The sequence below is a fragment of the Chenggangzhangella methanolivorans genome (genome assembly GCF_019797865.1).
Classification (GTDB): domain Bacteria; phylum Pseudomonadota; class Alphaproteobacteria; order Rhizobiales; family Methylopilaceae; genus Methylopila; species Methylopila methanolivorans.
Genome location: NZ_CP081869.1, coordinates 898,486 through 917,511 on the forward strand (window position 1 = coordinate 898,486; position 19,026 = coordinate 917,511).

Below are 19,026 nucleotides of genomic sequence, written 5' to 3' on the forward strand. Positions count from 1 at the left end.
GAACCCCGCAGGGAGAAATCTTCCCCTGCGATAGTTACCGACGCCCCGATAACAATTGGTAAGCGGCCGGGAGCGTCAGAGCCACCGACGCCACTTGAAGAAGAGGTAGGGCAAGATGGCGCTCAGCACCATGAACCCGAGCGCCATCGGATAGCCGTGGGCCCATTTGAGCTCGGGCATGTTCTCGAAGTTCATTCCGTAGATGGACGCCACCAGCGTCGGCGGCAGGAACACCACCGCCATCACCGAGAACAGCTTGACGATGTCGTTCTGCGCGAGGCCCACCATTCCGAGCATGGCGTCGAGCAGGAACGTGATCTTGTCGTTCAGGAAATTGGCGTGCTCCATCAGCGAGGCGACGTCGCGCTGCATCGGCTTCAGCTGCTTCTGCGTCTCCTTCGAAGGCGCGCGCCCGTCGATCTCGGCCGCAAGATAGAGCAGGACGCGTTGCAACGTGACGAGGCTCTCGCGGGCCTTGGAGTTGAGGTCGCCCTTGCGGCCGATCTGCTTCAGGAGATCGGTGTAGGGCTTGCGGTAGGCCTGCGCGCCCACCCTTCGGAAAATGGTGGCGGACAGCTGGTCGACCTCCGACCCCACGATCTCGAGAATGTCGGCCGTGCGGTCGATGACGGCGTCGAACAGGCCGAGCAGGACGCCCTCCGGAGATGTCAGGCTCGGCGAGCTCTGCGCCTTGCAGGCCCGGGAGGCGAACAGCTCGAACTTCGGTGTGTCGTAGCGCACCGTCACCAACGCCTTGGGCGTCAGGATGAAGGTGACGGCGGACAAGTTGGGAGACAGCGCGTCGACGTTGCAGATGAGAGACGCCGTCATGTAACGGCCGACGCCGTCGACATAGAGCCGGCTCGACGGCTCGATCTCGACCATCTCCTCGCGCGTCGGCACGCTCGCGCCGATCGTCTGTTCGACGAAGCGGTCCTCCTCCGCGGTCGGCTCCAGCAGATCGATCCAGACGACGCCCTCCGGCAGCGGCCGCCCGACTTCGGACGCGACGCGTTCCAGCCCGCCGGGGCGATGGGCGTAGGCGATCAGCACCGCTGGGGCTCCGTTGGACGATAACGGGAGGGGATGTCTCGCCTCCGCTCCGCAGATCAAGCGGACGGGCGACTGGACAGAGAAATCAGGTAGCGCGATACTTAATCCACCGCATTGCAGCAAGATTTAGTCGATCCAATCCTCGCCCCTCGTGGTTCCGGAGTCCCCGATGACGAACCGCTTCGCGATTGTGCTTGTTGCGTTTTTCTCCGTCATGACAGCCGCGGCCCCGCGGCCGCAGACCCTGTCGTGGTCGGATCAGGTCCCTGCGTCTACCAGGGCGGGTACTGTACGGAATTTGGCACCTACAGCGAGTTCGGGCCGATCAACAAGCTCAGCTTCCGCGCGCCGAACTCCGGCAAGGTCATCGTCACCGCGACCGGGGCGATGCAGTGCTTGAACACTGAGACCCGGGTTGGAAATTACGGCGTGATCGACCTGTCGGCGCGCATCAACACCCCCGACGAACCGTTCAGCGCTACGGGAGACGGCGTCACCCGCTTCGCCATGCGGATGCCCCCGGTCACGACGTCGACGCCGCTCGGCGAGAGCGTCGCCGTCAATCTGTCGAACACGCGCGTGTTCAAGATCAACAAGGGCCCGGTGTCGTTCGAGTACCGGTTCGTCAAGAACCGGATGGACGAGGGAACCTATTGCTACGTCCACAATCTGAGCCTGTCGGGATCTTCGTCCCCTGACAGCAGCCCAAGCGCGCGCGGAGCCTATTCGGGATCGGCTTGAGGCCGCTCGCCCCGCCGTCGGCCCCCACCGCGATGGTCTCGACCCGCGCCTCGGCGCGCTTCAGCAGCTCGTCGCAGCGGACTTTCAGCGTCTCGCCGCGACGGTAGAGGTCGATCGACTCCTCGAGCGGCGCCTGGCCCTGCTCGAGCCGCGCCACGATCTTCTCGAGTTCGGCGAGCGCGGCCTCGAACGCCATGGTCTTCGGATCGGCAAGCGGCTCGGTCACGGGGGCGGTCTTCCTGCGCTCAGGAGCCCATCAGGGCTCGGACATGGGCGGCCGTCGAGTCGGCGAGGCCCTTCAGGTCGTAGCCGCCTTCGAGCACCGACACCACCCGCCCCCCGGCTGTTTCCTCCGCGACGTCGAGCAGCGCGCGCGTCATCCAGCCATAGTCCTCGGCGGTGAGCTCCAGGCTGCCGAGCGGGTCGCGCGCATGGGCGTCGAAGCCCGCCGAGATGATGATGAGGTCGGGCGAGAACGTCCTGAGCGAGGGCAGGATCGACTGGTCGAAGGCCTCGTGGAACCGCGAGCCGCCGTCGCCGGCGCGCATCGGGCAGTTCACGACGTTGCCGACGCCGATCTCGGACCGCGCGCCGGTGCCGGGGAACAGCGGCATCTGGTGGGTCGAGCCGTAGAAGATCGATTTGTCGGACCAGACAAGGGCTTGCGTGCCGTTGCCGTGATGGACGTCGAAGTCGACGATCGCGATCTTCTCGAGGCCGTGCTTCTTCTGCGCGTGCTTGGCCGCCACCACCGCGAAATTGAACAGGCAGAAGCCCATCGCGACCTCGGCCTCGGCGTGATGTCCGGGCGGACGCTGCGCGCAGAAGGCGTTCTTGACGCGGCCCTCGACGACCTCGTCGACGGCGTGGATCGAGGCGCCGAGCGCGCGCAGCACCGCCTCCCAGGTGCCGGGGCTCATGACGGTGTCGCCGTCGATCCGCACCATGCCTTCGCGCGGCCGCGCCTCTTCGAGCGCGTCGACGAAGCGCGCGGGATGGGCGAGCTTGGCGACCTCGGGCTCGGCGAGCGGCGCGGCCTCGCGCAGCAGCGCCTGGAACGCCTCGGCCTCCAACGCCTGCTCGACGGCGCGCATGCGCTCGGGCCGTTCGGGATGGCCGGGCGGCACGAGGTGCTCGGCGTAGGACGGATGCGAGATCAGCAGCGTGCTCACGGCGGGAGCCCTCCCTCGGGCGGCCTTCGTCGGCGGTCTTGTGTCGGCGCTTGCGCTTTCGGCGATCAAGATGGCGCGCAGGACCCGCGCCGTCGAGGCATGCCAGAGCTCAGAGCGCGAGCGCGGCCTCGACGTCGGCCCCGGAAAGCGCGTCGGCGCCTTCCATGACGCTCGTCGCGAGACCCCGCGCCGCCACAGCGAGGTTCTCGGCGAAGAAGCGGGCGAGCGCGGCGCGCGCCTCGGCTCGCGCGTCTCCGGACCGGCGGGCGGCGAGCGCCTCCTCGACCAGCGCCGCCCCGCCCGCCGCAAGGCCGAACAGCCGCAGGTAAGGCGTCGCGCCGGCGAGCGCATGGGCGGACGAACGGTCCGGCGCCGAAAGCCATGCTGTCGCGTCCTCGAGCGCGTCGAGCGCGTCGTCGAGCCGGTGGGCGGCCGCGCCGAAGCCGGGCGCGTTCGCCTCGGCGGCGCGGCTTGCGACGCCGCGGAGGTCGGCGATCACGCCCCGCACGGTCTCGCCGCCGGAAAGCGGCAGCTTGCGGGTGACGAGGTCGATCGCCTGGATGCCGTTCGTGCCCTCGTAGATCGGCGCGATGCGCGCGTCGCGCAGGAACTGGGCCGCGCCGGTCTCCTCGACGAAGCCCATGCCGCCGAACACCTGCACGCCGAGCGAGGCGACCTCGCAGCCGACGTCGGTGCCGAACGCCTTGGCGATCGGGATCAGCAGGCTTGCGCGCTCCTGCGCGGCCTTGGCCTCTCCTGTGTTTTCAAGGAAGCGTCCGCGATCGAGCTCGACTGCGGCGCGGTAGCAGATCCCGCGCGACGCGGCCGTCAGCGCCTTCATGGTCAGCAGCATCCGCCGCACGTCCGGATGGGCAACGATCGGCGCCGGGCCCGGCTCGTCGGCGGCTTTCCCCTGCCGGCGCTCATGGGCGTAGGCCAGCGCGTGCTGGGTCGCGCGCTCGGCGACCGCGACGCCCTGCAGGCCGACCGCAAGCCGCGCGTTGTTCATCATCGTGAACATGCAGGCCAGGCCCCGGTGCTCCTCGCCGACCAGAAAGCCGACCGCGCCGCCGCCCTCGCCATAGGCCATCGTGCAGGTCGGCGAACCGTGGATGCCGAGCTTCTCCTCGAGCCCCGCGCAGACGACGTCGTTGCGCTCGCCCGGCGTCCCGTCCGCGTTCGGCAGGAACTTCGGCACGAGGAACAGCGAGATGCCGCGCGTGCCCTCGGGCGCGTCCGGCAGCCGCGCAAGGACGAGATGGACGATGTTCTCGGCCATGTCGTGCTCGCCATAGGTGATGAAGATCTTCGATCCGAAGATCCGGTAGCTCCCGTCGCCCGCCCGATCGGCGCGCGCGCGCAGCAGCGCGAGGTCGGAGCCCGCCTGCGGCTCGGTGAGGTTCATGGTGGCGGTCCAGGTCCCGGCCACCAGCTTGTCGAGATAGGCGGCCTTGAGCTCGTCGGAGGCGTGGCGTTCGAGCGCCTCGATCGCGCCCTGGGTCAGGAGCGGACAGAGGCCGAACGCCATGGAGCCCTGCGACCAGAGCTCGCTGGTGAGCGCCCAGACCGCGGTGGGCAGGCCCTGTCCGCCATGCGCTTCGCCGGCCAGCACTCCGTTCCAGCCGGCGGCCGCCCAGCGCTGATAGGCGCCGGCCCAGCCGGCCGGGGTCGTGACCGCGCCGCCTTCGAGCCGGCAGCCCTCGCGGTCGCCGGCGAGGTTCAGCGGCGCGAGCTCCCCGCTCGCGAAGGCGCCGGCCTCCTCGAGGATCGCCGCGATCGTCTCGCTGTCGAGTTCGGCGTAGAGGCCCTCGTCCCGCGCGGCCCAGAGCCCTCCTGCGTTTTCGAGCGCGAACAGCATGTCGGCGACGGGGGCGCGGTAGGTCATGGGTCGTCCTCCGGGCGGCTTTTTTCTCGCGGCTTGACGGCCGCCGCTCCAACGCGTCTATCCGCCATCGCGCGCCGCCCCGCAACCGCCGCGCCGCGGCGCGGGGTCCACCCAACGCCGAGACCGAAGTGACCGCCCCCGCCGCCGATCATCCTGCGAGCCGCGCCACCCGCCGCCTCACCGCCGCCGACGTCGCGGCGGCCGGCCGGCTGATCGCGAAGGGAGGTCTCGTGGCCTTCCCGACGGAGACCGTCTACGGCCTCGGCGCGGACGCCACCGACCCGATGGCGGTCGCCTCGCTCTACGCCGCCAAGGGAAGGCCCTCGTTCAACCCGCTGATCGCCCATGTGCTTTCGCTTGAAGCCGCCTTGGCGCTCGGGCGGTTCGACGCGACCGCGCGAATGCTCGCCGCAGCGTTCTGGCCGGGTCCGCTGACGCTCGTGGTTCCCTGCGAGGAGACCTCCCCGGTCTGCGATCTGGCTCGCGCCGGCCTTCCGAGCGTCGCGCTGCGCGCGCCCGACCATCCGCTCGCCCGCGCCCTTCTGGAGGCCGCCGGCCGCCCTGTCGTCGCGCCCTCGGCCAACCGCTCAGGCCGCGTGAGCCCGACGACCGCCGACCATGTTCTCGCCGATCTCGACGGCCGCATCGACGCGGTCCTCGACGGGGGCGAAACGGCGGTCGGGGTCGAATCCACGATCGTCGCGTGCCTCGACGCAGAGCCGCGGCTGCTGCGGCCCGGAGGCCTGCCGCGCGAGGCGATCGAAGCCGTGCTCGGGCGCTCTCTGGCGGAGGCCGTCTCCGACGAGGCCGCGCCGCTCGCGCCCGGCCGCCTCACCTCGCATTACGCCCCGAACGCCGCTGTGCGGCTCGACGCGACGGAGCTCTCCGCAGGCGAAGCCCTTCTGGGGTTCGGGCCGGACCATGGCCTCGGCGCGCAGGCGGCGGCTTACGAGAACCTGAGCCCGTCGGGCGACCTGCGCGAGGCGGCCGCGCGCCTGTTCGCGGCGCTGCGCCGCCTCGACGCTTCCGGCGCCGCCCGCATCGCGGTCGCGCCGATCCCGGCGACCGGCCTCGGCGAGGCGATCCGCGACCGGCTGGAGCGGGCCGCCGCCCGCGCGGGTGAGCGCCCGAACCTCCGCCGGTCCTCACTTCCCGCGCTCGCTCCGTCAACGGTCCTCATGCTGAGGAGGCCCGAAGGGCCGTCTCGAAGCACGCAGTCTCTCCGCAGCTGAAGCGTACTGCGTGCTTCGAGACGCTCGCCTCCGGCGAGCTCCTCAGCATGAGGACCGTTGAGAGAGAGAGAGAGAGAGAGAGAGAGAGCGTGCGCCGAAGGCCGCTCCCGCGCCCTCAGCCCGGCTTGAACACCAGCGCCTGCACGGTCGGCAGCTCGATCAGCCGCGCGTCCTTGTCGGCGAAGAACTCGTCGAAGGCCTGCTTGGCGCCGGGGCACTTGCGCGAGCCGTAGTCGTCGCAGACCACCACCGCCCCCGGGACCATGCGCGGCCAGAAGAACTCGAGCGAATCGACCGTCGGCCGATAGAGGTCGACGTCGACATGCAGCAGCGCGAAGGTCCGGTCCGCGACCTCCGGGAAGCGCGTCGGGATCCAGCCCTTGTAGAAGTGCAGGTCCTGGCCGAAGCCCTGGAGATCCCGCCGCACGATCTCCTCGGGCACGTCGAGGTCGGACTTGCCCCAATGGGCCTTGCCGGTGTCGGCGAGCGCGTCCGCGGCTTCCGGCTCGGAGAGGCCCTCGAAGCTGTCGAACAGGCGCCAGGAGCGGTCCTTGCGCGGGTCGGCCTCCAGCATGAAGGCGGTGCTCTTGCCGAAGCGCAGCCCGCATTCGGCGACGTCGCCGGGCACGTCCTTCAGCGCGCGGATGACGTTCTGCAGCACGAAGCAGCGCTCGTCGGGGATGCCCTCGATGGCGTGGCCGCGCGCGGAGGCGAAGTAGTCGCGCTTGCGCCATTCCGGCAGGCGCTTCTCGATCTTCTGAAGACCGAACTTCGCAAGCCCGGCGATGAGCATCTCGCGCCGAACGCGCTTGCCCTCGGAGGCGCTCTTGCGCCGGCCCATCGGCCCCTGTTTCACGCTCATCTCGGTTCCCCACATTCGCGTGGAGCTAGAAGCTTGGCGCGCCCGCTCGTCAAGGCGCCGGAGCGGCGTTCAGAACATTGCGTGCGGACCCCGCCACACGAGAATGCTAACCTCGCGCCGCCATGACCGAGACCGCAGCCGCCGCCCCCCTGTCGCCAGACCTCATCGCCCGTTTCGCGGCCCTCGTCGCCGACCGCGACCGGCTCGACGACGACGCGGCCGCGCCGAAGCTCGCCGAGCCGCGCGGACTCTACAAGGGCAAGGCCGCGCTCGTTCTGACGCCCCGGACCGTCGAGGAGGTCTCGGCGATCGTCGCGCTCGCGCATGAGGCCGGCGTCGCGGTCGTGCCCCAGGGCGGCAACACCGGGCTCGTGGGCGGCCAGACGCCGGATCTCAGCGGCGCAGATCCTCGTCTCGACCGCCAAGCTCGACCGCATCCGCGAGGTCGACGCCGACGAGAACCTGATGGTGGTGGAGGCCGGCGTCACGCTCCAGCGCGTCGCGAGGAGGCGGCCTCCGAGGCCGGGCGGCTGTTCCCCTTGGCCTCGGCTCGGAGGGCACCTGCACGATCGGCGGCAACATCGCGTCGAACGCCGGCGGCGTCGGCGTCGTGGCCTACGGCAACACTCGCGACCTCGTGCTCGGCGTCGAGGCGGTGCTGCCCGACGGGCGGATCTGGAACGGGCTGAGACGCCTGCGCAAGGACAACACCGGCTATGACCTCAAGCATCTCTTCATCGGCTCGGAGGGCACGCTCGGCGTCGTCACCGCGGCGGTGATCAAGCTGTTTCCCGCCGCGCGCGAGACCGCGACGGCCTTCGTGGCCGTGCCCTCGCCGCACGCCGCGCTCGCGCTGTTCCGCGCGGCGCGGGCGAGCGCCGGACAGGCGCTCACCGCTGCGAGCTGATGCCGCGCATCGGCCTCGAAATGACCTTCGCCCATGTGCCCGGCACGCGCGACCCGCTCGCCGAGCCCTCGCCCTGGTACGTGCTCTTGGAGCTGTCGTCGCCGCTCGAGGTCGGGCTCGCGCAGGACCATGGAGCAGATCCTCGAGGCCGCTTCGAGGACGGGACCGTCACGGACGCCGCGATCGCGGCGTCCGGCGAGCAGGCCGAAGCCTTCTGGCGCATCGGCTCGGGCTGTCCGAGGCCCAGGGCCATGCCGGCGGCTCGATCAAGCACGACGTCTCGACGCCGCTCTCCAAGGTCGCGGACTTCATCGTCGAGGCCACGGCCGCGGTCGAGCAGCATCTCGACGGCGCGCGCGTCGTCGCCTTCGGCCATCTCGGCGACGGCAACATCCACTTCAACGTCAGCCAGCCGGTCGGAGCCGACAAGAAGACCTATCTCGAAGGCTGGGACGCGATGAACCGCGTGGTGCACGACATCGTGGCGGCCTATGGCGGCTCGATCGCGGCCGAGCACGGCGTCGGCCGGCTGAAGCGCGACCTGCTGCCAGGCGTGAAGTCGCAGGTCGAGCTCGACCTGTTCCGCACCGTGAAGCTCGCGCTCGATCCGAAGGGCCTGTTCAATCCGGGCGTGCTGCTCGCGCCGGAAACCGCGCTTAACCACGGTCTCCATGATGCGGCTCCAGAAGTCCTGTGGAGCCGCATGTCCCGCGTCGCCGGCCGCCTCTTCGTCGCCTTGATGGCGGCGCTCGTCCTCTCGTTCTCGGCCAAGGCCGCGACCGCCCGATGGGCGGAGGCGTCAGGGTGACGGTCGACGCCTGCGCGCGCCGCGCGTCGACGTCGTCGCTACAAGGAGCAGGTCTGCCAGAAAGGCGCGGGCGGCTATGCGGCCTGCCGCTGGGTCCGAGCGCGAACATGCGGCGTCGAGAGCGCGGGCGTCTGCGAGCCGGTCGACACCGCCGAGCGCGCCCGTCCGACCGAACGCGGCGTGTTCCCGCCCTACTCCCGCGTCGCGCCGCGCGGCTGAGACCGTCAGATCAGGCGCGGCTGCGCCGGGTCGCCCTCGCCGCGCTCCGGCGCCGGCTGCTGGACCTCGGGACCGTCGTTCGACGGCCGGTTGATCAGCGCGCCGATCGCGATCGTCTCGAAGGTTCCGGCCGACGCAGGCTCCAGGCACCGCAGCGCGAGGCCGCCCGTCGACCCGGCGCGTCGAGCCAGGCGTCGCGATGCTCGGGCGCGACGACCGCCGGCATGCGGTCGTGGATCCCCGAGACGTCGGCGCCGGCCGCCGTGGTGACGATGGCGAGCGCCCTCACTTCTGGCCGTCGGCCAGGGTCGCGACGTCCCACAGCCGCGAAGGTCACGAGCGCGCGGTCGGCGCGGCGGATGAGATAGGGCTGCTTGAAGCGCCCGAGCGTCTTCCACTCATACCAGGCGTCGGCGGGCACGAGGCAGCGGCGCCCATGCAGCGCGGAGCGGAAGGCCGGGCGCTGCGCCGCGGTCTCGGCGCGGGCGTTGACGACGAGCTGCGGCGCGCCCCCCCCTCGGTGGCGAAGCCCGGCGAGAGCCCGAAGCGATAGTCCGAAATCAACCGCTTATCGCCGTCTTCGGCGACGGCCTTCACCATTTGCGACGGCGAGATGTTATAGCGCGGCTCGAACTCCGCGGCCGAGACGGCGCCCGTCAGCGCCTCGACGGCGGCTCTCGGCGAAGTCAGGGCGAAGCGTCCGCACATGATCGATGTCCTGCATCGCGGCGACCGAGTCTCTTCGGCGCCCCGCCTTCCGGCGCCCGGCGTGCTCGCACGGCTCAACGGGTCCGATCAAGCGGAATCGGGAGGCGCCGCGTGACCGGCGGCCAGGCGCCCCGGCCGATCCTCGCCGCGAGCCTCGCCTGTTTCCGCGACGGCAAGGTGCTGATCGCGCGCCGCGTCCGCGAGCCCGGACGGGGGCTCTGGTCGTTGCCGGGAGGGCGAATCGAGTTCGGCGAGACCGCCATGGAGGCGGCGCGCCGGGAGCTCATGGAGGAGACCGGCGTCTCGGCCGAAATCCTGGGCCTCGCCGAGGTCGTCGAGGCGATCCGGCGGAACGACGGCGGAGACGCGCTCAGCCACGCCGTGATCTTCGCCTATTGCGGCCGCTGGACGGCGGGCGAAGCGAGCGTCGGCGACGAGGCCGACGCGATCGCCTGGGTCGGCCCGGACGAGATCGGCGGCTACGAGACCACCGAGGGGCTCGCCCGCGTGATCGAGCGCGCGGCGGCGCTTGCGAAGGAGGCGGGATCGTGAGGCGCGCCGTCGTCCTACTTGCGGCGCTCGCGCTCGGCGCCGCGCCGCTCGCCGCGCAGCCGGGCGACGCCGGCCGGCAGCGCCATTCGCCCCCGACGCCGACCGCCGCGCCCCCTCCCCCGGCGCGGCCGGCCGCGCCCGATCCCAACGCGCCGCCGCCCTATGAGCCGCAGATGATGCGGCTCGCCGAGCTGCTCGGCGCGCTCCACCACCTGCGGACGGTCTGCCAGGAGAGCGACGCCAACCAGTGGCGCGACCGGATGGCGGCGCTCATCGAGGCGGAGCAACCGGCGCCCGACCGCCGGGATCGCCTGGCCGGCGCGTTCAATGCGAGCTTCCGCACCTGGGCGCGCAGCTACCGCGCCTGCACGCCGGCCGCGCGCGCGGCGAGCCGGCTGTTCCTGGCCGAGACCTCGAAGATCGCGACGGACGTGAAATCTCGTTACGGACCGTAAACGGCCACCCCCGAGTTTTCCGAAGCGCGTTAACCCTTTCTTCGAGAATCGGCTTCGCCCGGGCCTGAAACCCGATACGGTCCTGAGTCTGGGAGCAGGGACCGAGTATGAGTCACGACGATACGACTACGGACGACACCCCTGTCGACGGCCGCCGCGCCGCGCTCGCTTATCTCGACGAGGCCTGGGAAGAGGCCCTGCTCGACGGCATCTCGCCCGACTGCGTCGCGCATGCGGCCCTGTTCGCGGCGCTGAAGGAGCTGGTGCTGTCCTTCGGCGAGGAGGCCACCGCCCGCTTCGCCGAGAAGCTGCCCGAACGCATCCGGACCGGCGGCTACACGCTGCCGCGCCTGCCGCACTGATCGGTCGGCGCGCGCTCTGGACTTCGCCGGGCGTGCGACCGCAGCTTTCCGACACGCCCGAGCGCCAAGCAACATTGGTCATCGTCGAGCGATCAGAAGCATTGATCGCCCGACGATAACTTTGCGTCAATTGCCCGAAACTTGAAGCTGTACTACAGCACTCCTGCAAACGTCGTTTGTGGGGGAATACGCATGTCTAAGCTTTTCGCAGCGCTCGCGGTTTCGGCGAGCCTCCTGATGGTCGGCCCGAGCGTCGCCGGCTCCGCGCTCGGCGCGCCCAGCTCGGCGGCGGCGGTCGACCTCGACGGCGCGCTCATCAACGGCATCGGCGTCGACTCGGTCGTTCGCGCCAATGGCGGGGCCAAGGACGGCCAGTGGGCCGTCAAGTTCAAGCGCGACCTGACCGGCTGCGTGTGGACGGGCTCGATCGGCTACGGCCGCTTCCGGGGCTTCTTCCCGCCGAACTTCATCACCGTCAGCGGCCTCTTCGGCACCACCGACACGCTCTATGTCGAGACCTTCAACGGCAAGAGCCGCAAGGAGCAGGACGCTCCCTTCACGCTCATCGTGATCTGCGGCTGACCTGACGAGGCGGCGCGGCGGCTCCCGAGCCGCCGCGTCCTCAATAGCCGAGCGCGACGCCGATCAGCACGATGAAGCCGAAGATCGCGAGCGCGCCGCCCGAGATCGTGTTGATGCGCCCGAGCCATTTCTCCGCGATTCGCTCGCGCAGCCGGCTGGCGCCGGTCGAGAGCAGCGCCCACCAGGCCGCGCTTCCGATCGCGACCCCGATGGTGAGCTGCGCCGCCGTGCCGTAGCCCGGATCGTCGCCGATGCCGGCGAGCCCGCCGAAGATCGCGAAGAAGCCGAGCAGCACGGCCGGGTTGGTCGCGGTCAGCACCAGCGAGGTGAGCGCGGCGTGGAACAGCGACAGCTTGGTGTCGTTGGCGGGCGCCGAGCTCATCGAAGACGGCGCATAGAGCAGCTTCATCGCGAAGGCGATCATCACCGCGCCGCCCACCACCTTGATCACCGGCAGATGGCCCTCGACGAAGGCCGAGATCGCCGTGACGCCGAAGGCGGCGGCGGCGGCGAAGATCACGTCCGCCACCCACGCCCCGAAGCCCGCCGCCATCGCCGAGGTCGGTCCGTTCCGGATCGCCCGGTGGATGCACATGACGTTCACCGGACCGACGGGCGCGTTGACGCCCACGCCGATGGCCATGCCGGTCGCGATCAGCGACAGGTCCATCACGACGGGCGTCTCCTCGGCACGATGGTTCGGCTTTCGCTGGAGAGTCGGGCGGGGCGCAGGGTCGAAGTGGCGTCCGCCGCCTGCGAAGCAAGCCGCGGGCCGCAGGCCCGGCCAGATCGTCCCGCCGCGCCGCTCACGCGGCGAGCGTGTCGATGAAGCGCACCGGCTCGCCGGATCCCGGCGTCACGATCTCCCCGTCCCACATCACGCGCCGCCCCCGAATGACCGTCCCGACCGGCCACCCGGTGACCGACCCCGTCATAGGGCGTCCAGCGGCTTTTTGAGCCGATCCACGCATTGGTGATCGTCTCGCGGCGCTTCAGGTCCACCACCGTGACGTCGGCGTCATAGCCGACCGCGATCCGGCCCTTGCGCGCGATGCCGAAGATGCGCGAGGGCCCGTGGCTCGACAGGTCGACGAAGCGGGCGAGGCTGAGGCGCCCGGCCGCGACGTGGTCGAGCATGATCGGCACAAGCGTCTGCACGCCCGTCATCCCCGAGGGGCTGTCGGGATAGGGCTTGGCCTTCTCCTCGAGCTGATGGGGCGCGTGGTCGGAGCCGAGCACGTCGACGACGCCCTGACGGAGCCCCCACCAGATGCCCTCGCGATGGGCGTCGTCGCGCACCGGCGGGTTCATCTGCGCCTTCGCGCCGAGCCTTGCGTAGGCGTCGGAGCCGAGCGTGAGGTGGTGCGGCGTGCATTCGACCGTCGCCACGTCCTTGTAGTCGGCGAGGAAGCGCATCTCCTCGGCCGTCGAAATGTGCAGCACATGGATCTTGGCGCCGTGCCGGCGGGCGATCGCCGTGAGGCGGCGCGTGCATTTCATCGCGACCTCGACGTCGCGCCACACCGGGTGGCTCTGCGGGTCGCCGGGGATGCGCTCGCCCTTGCGCTCGACGAGCCGCGGCTCGTCCTCGGAATGGAACGACACGCGCCGGCGGGTGCGCCTGAGGATCTCGGACACGCCGTCGTCGTCCTGAACGAGCAGCGAGCCGGTCGACGAGCCCATGAAGATCTTGATGCCGGCGGCCCCCGGAAGGCGCTCCAGCTCGGCGACGTGCTTGGCGTTCTCATGCGTGCCGCCGACGAAGAAGGCGTGGTCGCAATGCATGCGGCCCTTGGCCCGCGCCAGCTTGTCGGCGAGCGCCTCGGGCGTGACGGTGAGCGGATTGGTGTTGGGCATCTCGAACACCGCCGTCACGCCGCCGAGCACGGCCGCGCGCGAGCCTGATTCGAGGTCTTCCTTGTGCTCGGCGCCCGGCTCGCGAAAATGCACCTGCGTGTCGATGACGCCGGGCAGCAAATGAAGGCCCGCGCAGTCGATCGTCTCTCCGGCCGAGGCGCCGGACAGATCGCCGATCTCGGCGATGCGGCCGTCGCGCACGCCGATATCGGCGCGGCGTTCGCCGTCATGGTTCGCGACGACGCCCGGGTCATCACGAGGTCGAAGGTCTCGGGCATGTGTTCCCTCCTCGTCGAAGGACCCGCTTGAGGCCGCTCCCCCGGCCAGCTACCTTTGCGCGGGGCTGAAAGCAACACGGACAGGAGAAGCCGGATGCGCGGCGCTTTCCTAGACGGTCGCGGCGTCCTCCACGTGACGGGGTCGGACGCCGGCCGGTTTCTCGATAATCTCCTGACCAACGACGTGGGCAAGCTCGCGGCGGGACGGGCGGCCTATGCGGCGTTGCTGACGCCGCAGGGCAAGATCATCGCCGACATGCTGGCCTCGCGAATCGAGGGCGGCTTCCGCCTCGACCTGGCCGGACATCTCGCCGCCGACATCGCGCGGCGGCTCACGCTCTACAAGCTGCGCTCGAAGGTCGAGATCGAGGACGCGAGCGACCGGTTCCGCACGCTCGTCGTCTGGGGCGACGGCCAGCTGCTGCCGCGCGGCGGGCCCGACTTCGTGATCGACCCGCGCCTGCCCGGGCTCGGCGCGCGCGCCTATGTCGCGCCGGGCTCGGCGATGCCCGACGGCGTCGCCGACGTCGGCCTCGAGCGCTACCGCGAGCACCGCATCGCGCTCGGCGTGCCGATGGGCGGGCTCGACTTCGTCTATGGCGACGCGTTTCCGCACGAGGCCTGCCTCGACCAGCTGAACGGCATCGACTTCAAGAAGGGATGCTATGTCGGCCAGGAGGTCGTGAGCCGCATGGAGCATCGCGGCACGGCGCGCACGCGGGTGACGCCGGTGCGGATCGACGGCCTGCCGCCGGAAGTCGGCGCGGCGGTGCTGGCCGGCGAGAAGACGGTCGGCCGCATGGGCTCCTCGGTGGAAGGACGCGGCCTCGCGCTGATTCGTCTCGACCGCGCGGCCGAAGCGCGAGAGGCGGGCCAGCCGCTGATCGCGGGCGCGGCCATGCTCACCGTCGAGAAGGCCGGCTGGACGCGCTTCCCGGCGCCGGGCGAGACCGCGGCTTGAGCCAAGCCTCGGCGAAACCCTCGGTCCTTGTCCATCCGGACGGGAAGACGCGCTGCGCCTGGTGCGGGACCGACCCGCTCTATGTCCACTATCACGACACCGACTGGGGCCGCCCGGAGCGCGACGCCCGCGCGCTCTATGAAAAGCTGGTGCTCGACGGCTTCCAGGCGGGTCTCGCCTGGATCACGATCCTGCGGAAGCGCGAGGCCTTCCGCGCCGCCTTCGAGGGGTTCCGGCCCGAGATCGTGGCGGCTTACGGCGAGGCCGACGTCGCGCGCCTGATGGCCAATCCCGGCATCGTGCGCTCGCGCTCCAAGATCGAGGGCGCGGTGAAATCCGCCCGCGCCTATCTCGCGATGGCCGAGAAGGGCGAGGATTTTTCCGACTATCTCTGGGGCTTCGTGGACGGCGCGCCCAAGGTCAACGCCCCGCGCGCCTTCGCCGAGGTGCCGACTTCGACGCCGCTCTCCGAAAAGCTCTCGAAGGACCTGAAGAAACGCGGCTTCGTGTTCTGCGGTCCGGTGATCGTCTACGCCTTCATGGAGGCGGTCGGCATGGTGGACGACCACATGCACGAGTGCTGGCGCGCCGGCGGCCGCTGACCGCAGAAAAAAGCGCCCGAACCGCCGGCGTCATTCCGGCCGAGGCGGGACTGACGGCTGCGGATCTCCCGCAAATCCCGGGAACCGGCGATAACGCTCAGGCGCGCAGCGCGGTCGGCGGCGTGCCGAGATCGGCGCCTTCCCACGCCACGCGCCCGGCGAGCGTCGAGACCGCGCCTCTGGCGAAGTCCACGACGTGCTCGGCCTGGATCGGCCGCGAGAGAAAATAGCCTTGCGCCTTGTCGACGCCGAGGTTCCTGAGGGTCAGCAGCTCGGCGGCCGTCTCGACGCCCTCGGCCACGATCTTGCAGTTCGTCTGGTGGCCGAACTCGATCAGCGAGCTTGCGAGCGCCTGCCGCGTCCGGTCTTCCTCGATGCCGCGCGTCAGAGTGAGGTCGAGCTTGATGTAGTCGGGCGCGACATGAACGATGTGGCGCATGCTGGCGTAGCCCGACCCCGCGTCGTCGACCGCCACGCGCACGCCCATGCGCCGCAGCGGCTCGAGCGCGGCCAGCAGAGGGCCGTATTCGGCGACGTGGTCGTGCTCGGTGATCTCCAGGATCAGCCGCTCGCACGGGTCGTGGCGGAAGAAGGCCGCGAGGTCGCCCTCGACAATCGTCTGCGGCGAGCAGTTGACGCTGAGATCGATGGGGCTCGCCGTCCAGATCTCGCGGCAGCCGTCGATCGCGTTGCGGATCGCCTGTTTCTCGAGCGCGGTCCGCATGTCGAGCGCGCCGGCTTCGGCGAACCACACGTCCGGCGCGCGCCTCGGCTCGAGCCCGAAGCGGGCGAGCGCCTCGGCGCCCGCGATGCTCATGTCGAACATCTTGAAGATCGGCTGGTAGACGATCGCAGGCTCCTGCCGGAGCATCGCGGCCGCGAGCCGATCGATGAGCTCGTCGCGCGAGCGCAGCGCCACGAGCTGCGTCTCGATCTGGCAGGCGAGCACGTCGGCGAAGGCGGCGAGCAGCGCGAGGTCGCGCTCGTTCAGCGTGACGTCCGGCGCGAAGCTGAAGCAGCACAGCGTGCCGTAGACGCGCCCGTCCGCGAGCACGAGCGGAACCGACAGGTGCGAGCCGATCGGCACGGCGCGCGTCGCGGGGATCTCGCGCGCCGCCGGATGCCGCGAGGCGTCGACGATGAGGCCGGGCAGCAGCCCGTCCACCACCTTCTTGCAGTAGCCGTCCGCGATCGGGACCGAGAGCCCGGCCCAGATCGGCGCGCGGCCGGCGCGCGAGCGGACGTAGCGGAAGGTCTTGGCCGCGCCTGCGAACTCGGAAATGGACGCGACGTCCATCCGCAGATGTCGCCGCACGCTTTCGAGCGCGCGGCCGATCGGATCGTCGGTCCCGATCGCGGCGACGCCCGCATGATCGGCGAGCGCCTCGGAGACCTTGATCGAGACGCCGCCAGGCGATCCCTGGGGGATCGGCTTTGAGCGAGAACTTCCCATGGGACCAAGGTGATGGTCCCGAGACCTTAACCCAAGGTTGCCGAAAGCGGGACGACTCTTACTATCGGCTGCATTTTATCCATTCGCCGCACCCCTGCTCTCGCCGGACGGTACCGAGGTCTTGCCGTTGAGCTCGGCGTGCAGCTTCTCCTCATCGAGCGCGCCCTCCCACTTCGCCACCACGATGGTCGCGACGCCGTTGCCGACGAGGTTGGTGAGCGCGCGCGCCTCCGACATGAAGCGGTCGATGCCCAGGATGAGGGCGATCGCGGCGGTGGGAATGTGCTCCACCGACTGGAGCGTCGCGGCGAGCACGATGAAGCCGGAGCCCGTGACGCCCGCCGCCCCCTTCGAGGTGAGCAGCAGGATCAGCAGGATGACGATCTGCTGCCAGAGCGTCTGCTCGGTGTTGGTGGCCTGGGCGAGGAAGATCGCGGCCATCGTCAGATAGATGCAGGTGCCGTCGAGATTGAACGAATAGCCCGACGGGATGACGAGCCCGACGACGCTCTCCTCCGCGCCCGCCCTTTTCATCTTGTCGAGCATGCGCGGCAGCACGCTTTCCGACGAGGACGTGCCGAGCACGATCAGCAGCTCCTCGCCGATGTAGCGGACGAACTTGAAGATCGAGAAGCCGGTGAGCCAGCCCACGATCCCCAGCACGCCGAACACGAAGATCAGGCAGGTGAGGTAGAAGCCGAGCATGAGATAGGCGAGCGAGGCGAGCGCGCCGACGCCCTGGCTGCCGATCGTGTAGGCCATCGCGCCGAAGGCGCCGATGGGGGCCGCGCGCATCACGATGCCGACGATCTTGAAGAAGATCTCCATCGAGGCGTCGATCAGGTCCATGACCGGCTTGCCCTTGTCGCCGATCATGTGCAGCGCGAAGGCGAACAGGATCGCGAAGAACAGCACCTGGATGATCTCGCCCTGCGCGAAGGCGCCGACCACCTGGTCGGGAATGATGTGCAGGAAGAAGTCGGTGATGGTCTGGCCTTCGGCGGCCTTCTGGTATTTGGCGACCGAACCGGCGTCGAGCTTCGACGGGTCGACGTTCATGCCGGCGCCGGGCTGCAGCAGGTTGACGATCACGAGGCCGATGATCAGCGCCACCGTGGTCATGAGCTCGAAGTAGACGAGCGCCTTCACGCCGACGCGGCCGACCTTCTTCATGTCCGACATCGACGCGATGCCGTGCACCACGGTGAGGAAGATGATCGGCGCGATCACCATCTTCACGAGCTTGATGAAGCCGTCGCCGAGCGGCTTCATCGCCTTGCCGAGATCGGGGTAGAAGTAGCCGAGCGCGACGCCGATCGCGACCGCGATCAGCACCTGGACATAGAGGATCTTGTACCAGGGCGTGGCTGTCGGCGCGGGGGCCGTCTCGGCCGTGGTGGATGCCATGTCGCGTCTCCGCCTGATTGGTCTTGCGGTCCCGGCGGACCGAGGGAGGTGGAGACGTCATAGGGCGTGGATCACGAAACGCTAGCGGCGCCGTGACCGTCGAGGGGTCCTTTCCCGCGCAAATCGAGCGGGGCCTCGGAAAATTTGCGCGCTTCGCGCAGTCAGGTCGTCCCCGCCACGACCTTCTCGCCATATTGCTCGATGGTGAGTTCGCCGGCCTGCGCCGCCGGCGCCTTGTCGCGCTCGGGCAGATGCGGCTGGACGGCGTCGATGCGCTTCCATTCGGCGAGCGGCTGGCCGTCCTCGGTCGGCACGTGGCGGGACGTCTCGACGCGGCTCATCTTGTGGATGTAGCGGCCGCAATTGACGAAGGCGTCGGTGATCCGGACCTTCACCGCATAGGCCGCGCCCACGAAACTCTCGACGAGCTCGCCCTCGCGCACGATCTCGCCCTCGCCCTGCACGCGCAGGCGATGCGGCGTCTCGAAGTCGATGAACAGCAGCCCGACCTTGGCGTTCTCGGCGATGTTACCGGCCGACAGGAACATGCCGTTGCCGTCGTATCCCGGGAAGGCGAGCGTCCGGGCGTCGAGCACGCGCACGAAGCCGGGCGCGCCGCCCTTGTAGGAGACGGTCGGCCAGCCGCTGGCGTCGACGGTCGAGAGGAAGAAGTAGTCGCGCGAGGCGATGAAGCCCTGCTCTTCGGGCGCGAGCTCGCCGTGGATCAGCATCTGCTGCCAGAGGTCCGCGAGCCGGCGCGAATCGTGCTCGTCCTGAAGCGCGCGGTGCTCGTGGCCGTAGAGGATCGTCATGGGGTTTTTCCGTCCCTTTTGAGTTTTTGTCGTTTGGGCCGCATGGTTCGGCCCGCGCCGCGCCTCTGTCAAAGCCGAATCGCGGCCAAGCGACCCTGCCCGTCCCGCCCTTGCGCCC

At 70.0% G+C, this 19,026-nt stretch carries 18 protein-coding genes and 3 pseudogenes; 9 read left to right on the forward strand and 12 right to left on the reverse strand.

Going from position 1 to position 19,026, the window contains the following annotated elements:
* Positions 1-75 precede the first annotated feature (75 nt).
* Positions 76-1,053 carry a magnesium transporter CorA family protein gene (locus K6K41_RS04765; RefSeq protein WP_261404109.1) on the reverse strand — a complete coding sequence of 326 codons (978 nt, stop codon included), beginning with the start codon at positions 1,051-1,053 and terminating at the stop codon, positions 76-78.
* 249 nt (positions 1,054-1,302) lie between these two features.
* Here K6K41_RS04765 and K6K41_RS04770 point away from each other — a divergent pair, with 249 nt between their 5' ends.
* Entirely contained in the window at positions 1,303-1,794 is a 492-nt protein-coding gene (locus tag K6K41_RS04770; protein WP_261405907.1) for a hypothetical protein, read from the forward strand.
* Here K6K41_RS04770 and K6K41_RS04775 read toward each other — a convergent pair.
* From K6K41_RS04775 to K6K41_RS04785, 3 genes and pseudogenes are all read right to left on the reverse strand, one after another.
* Positions 1,775-1,990: pseudogene (locus tag K6K41_RS04775) on the reverse strand (exodeoxyribonuclease VII small subunit); the annotation flags it as partial. The gene K6K41_RS04770 and the pseudogene K6K41_RS04775 sit on opposite strands and share 20 nt — an antisense overlap.
* A gap of 49 nt (positions 1,991-2,039) precedes the next feature.
* Entirely contained in the window at positions 2,040-2,966 is a 927-nt protein-coding gene (locus K6K41_RS04780; RefSeq protein ID WP_261404110.1) for a histone deacetylase family protein, read from the reverse strand.
* A gap of 109 nt (positions 2,967-3,075) precedes the next feature.
* Complete coding sequence (locus tag K6K41_RS04785; RefSeq protein WP_261404111.1) at positions 3,076-4,851, reverse strand: acyl-CoA dehydrogenase family protein; 1,776 nt, start codon at positions 4,849-4,851, stop codon at positions 3,076-3,078.
* A 128-nt stretch (positions 4,852-4,979) separates the two neighbouring features.
* Between K6K41_RS04785 and K6K41_RS04790 the strand changes: the two genes are divergently transcribed.
* Entirely contained in the window at positions 4,980-6,083 is a 1,104-nt protein-coding gene (locus K6K41_RS04790; RefSeq protein ID WP_261404112.1) for an L-threonylcarbamoyladenylate synthase, read from the forward strand.
* 115 nt (positions 6,084-6,198) lie between these two features.
* On the opposite strand, the gene K6K41_RS04795 is transcribed toward K6K41_RS04790, so the two are convergent.
* The gene (locus K6K41_RS04795) at positions 6,199-6,945 is read right to left on the reverse strand and encodes a TylF/MycF/NovP-related O-methyltransferase (RefSeq protein WP_261404113.1); all 747 of its coding nucleotides are present in this window, start codon (positions 6,943-6,945) and stop codon (positions 6,199-6,201) included.
* 122 nt (positions 6,946-7,067) lie between these two features.
* Between K6K41_RS04795 and K6K41_RS04800 the strand changes: the two are divergent.
* Positions 7,068-8,492, forward strand: a pseudogene (locus tag K6K41_RS04800) (FAD-binding oxidoreductase); the annotation flags it as partial.
* A gap of 481 nt (positions 8,493-8,973) precedes the next feature.
* Here the strand turns inward: K6K41_RS04800 and K6K41_RS04805 are convergent.
* Positions 8,974-9,321 carry an SOS response-associated peptidase gene (locus K6K41_RS04805; RefSeq protein ID WP_261405647.1) on the reverse strand — a complete coding sequence of 116 codons (348 nt, stop codon included), beginning with the start codon at positions 9,319-9,321 and terminating at the stop codon, positions 8,974-8,976.
* Complete coding sequence (locus tag K6K41_RS30195; protein ID WP_428978570.1) at positions 9,213-9,587, reverse strand: SOS response-associated peptidase family protein; 375 nt, start codon at positions 9,585-9,587, stop codon at positions 9,213-9,215. The genes K6K41_RS04805 and K6K41_RS30195 overlap by 109 nt, the downstream gene beginning before the upstream one ends.
* Before the next feature lie 111 nt (positions 9,588-9,698).
* Between K6K41_RS30195 and K6K41_RS04810 the strand changes: the two genes are divergently transcribed.
* The 4 genes from K6K41_RS04810 (at position 9,699) to K6K41_RS04825 (ending at position 11,538) form a co-directional block, all read left to right on the forward strand.
* Complete coding sequence (locus K6K41_RS04810) at positions 9,699-10,139, forward strand: NUDIX hydrolase (RefSeq protein WP_261404114.1); 441 nt, start codon at positions 9,699-9,701, stop codon at positions 10,137-10,139.
* Positions 10,136-10,594 (forward strand): TIGR02301 family protein, encoded by a 459-nt coding sequence (locus tag K6K41_RS04815; protein WP_261404115.1) that lies wholly within the window; start codon positions 10,136-10,138, stop codon positions 10,592-10,594. Before K6K41_RS04810 ends, K6K41_RS04815 begins: the two co-directional genes overlap by 4 nt.
* A gap of 107 nt (positions 10,595-10,701) precedes the next feature.
* The gene (locus tag K6K41_RS04820) at positions 10,702-10,956 is read left to right on the forward strand and encodes a hypothetical protein (protein WP_261404116.1); all 255 of its coding nucleotides are present in this window, start codon (positions 10,702-10,704) and stop codon (positions 10,954-10,956) included.
* Between the two features lie 192 nt (positions 10,957-11,148).
* Positions 11,149-11,538, forward strand: a complete 390-nt coding sequence (locus K6K41_RS04825; protein ID WP_261404117.1) for a hypothetical protein — start codon at positions 11,149-11,151, stop codon at positions 11,536-11,538.
* A 40-nt stretch (positions 11,539-11,578) separates the two neighbouring features.
* On the opposite strand, the gene K6K41_RS04830 is transcribed toward K6K41_RS04825, so the two are convergent.
* Both K6K41_RS04830 and K6K41_RS04835 read right to left on the reverse strand, forming a co-directional pair.
* Positions 11,579-12,208: a LysE family translocator gene (locus K6K41_RS04830; protein ID WP_261404118.1), complete on the reverse strand. Its 630-nt coding sequence runs from the start codon at positions 12,206-12,208 to the stop codon at positions 11,579-11,581.
* A gap of 136 nt (positions 12,209-12,344) precedes the next feature.
* Positions 12,345-13,673: pseudogene (locus K6K41_RS04835) on the reverse strand (dihydroorotase).
* A 94-nt stretch (positions 13,674-13,767) separates the two neighbouring features.
* Here K6K41_RS04835 and ygfZ point away from each other — a divergent pair.
* On the forward strand, positions 13,768-14,634 hold the full coding sequence (gene ygfZ, locus K6K41_RS04840; protein ID WP_261404119.1) for a CAF17-like 4Fe-4S cluster assembly/insertion protein YgfZ: 867 nt from the start codon (positions 13,768-13,770) through the stop codon (positions 14,632-14,634).
* Entirely contained in the window at positions 14,631-15,236 is a 606-nt protein-coding gene (locus K6K41_RS04845) for a DNA-3-methyladenine glycosylase I (protein WP_261404120.1), read from the forward strand. Before ygfZ ends, K6K41_RS04845 begins: the two co-directional genes overlap by 4 nt.
* Positions 15,237-15,333: 97 nt before the next feature.
* Here K6K41_RS04845 and K6K41_RS04850 read toward each other — a convergent pair whose 3' ends face one another.
* The 3 genes from K6K41_RS04850 to K6K41_RS04860 all read right to left on the reverse strand — a co-directional run bounded on the left by K6K41_RS04850 (position 15,334) and on the right by K6K41_RS04860 (position 18,908).
* Positions 15,334-16,689, reverse strand: coding sequence for a sensor domain-containing phosphodiesterase (locus K6K41_RS04850; RefSeq protein WP_261404121.1), 1,356 nt, complete (start codon positions 16,687-16,689; stop codon positions 15,334-15,336).
* A gap of 75 nt (positions 16,690-16,764) precedes the next feature.
* Positions 16,765-18,096: a dicarboxylate/amino acid:cation symporter gene (locus K6K41_RS04855; protein ID WP_261404122.1), complete on the reverse strand. Its 1,332-nt coding sequence runs from the start codon at positions 18,094-18,096 to the stop codon at positions 16,765-16,767.
* 161 nt (positions 18,097-18,257) lie between these two features.
* The gene (locus K6K41_RS04860) at positions 18,258-18,908 is read right to left on the reverse strand and encodes a pyridoxamine 5'-phosphate oxidase family protein (RefSeq protein WP_261404123.1); all 651 of its coding nucleotides are present in this window, start codon (positions 18,906-18,908) and stop codon (positions 18,258-18,260) included.
* Positions 18,909-19,026 lie beyond the last annotated feature (118 nt).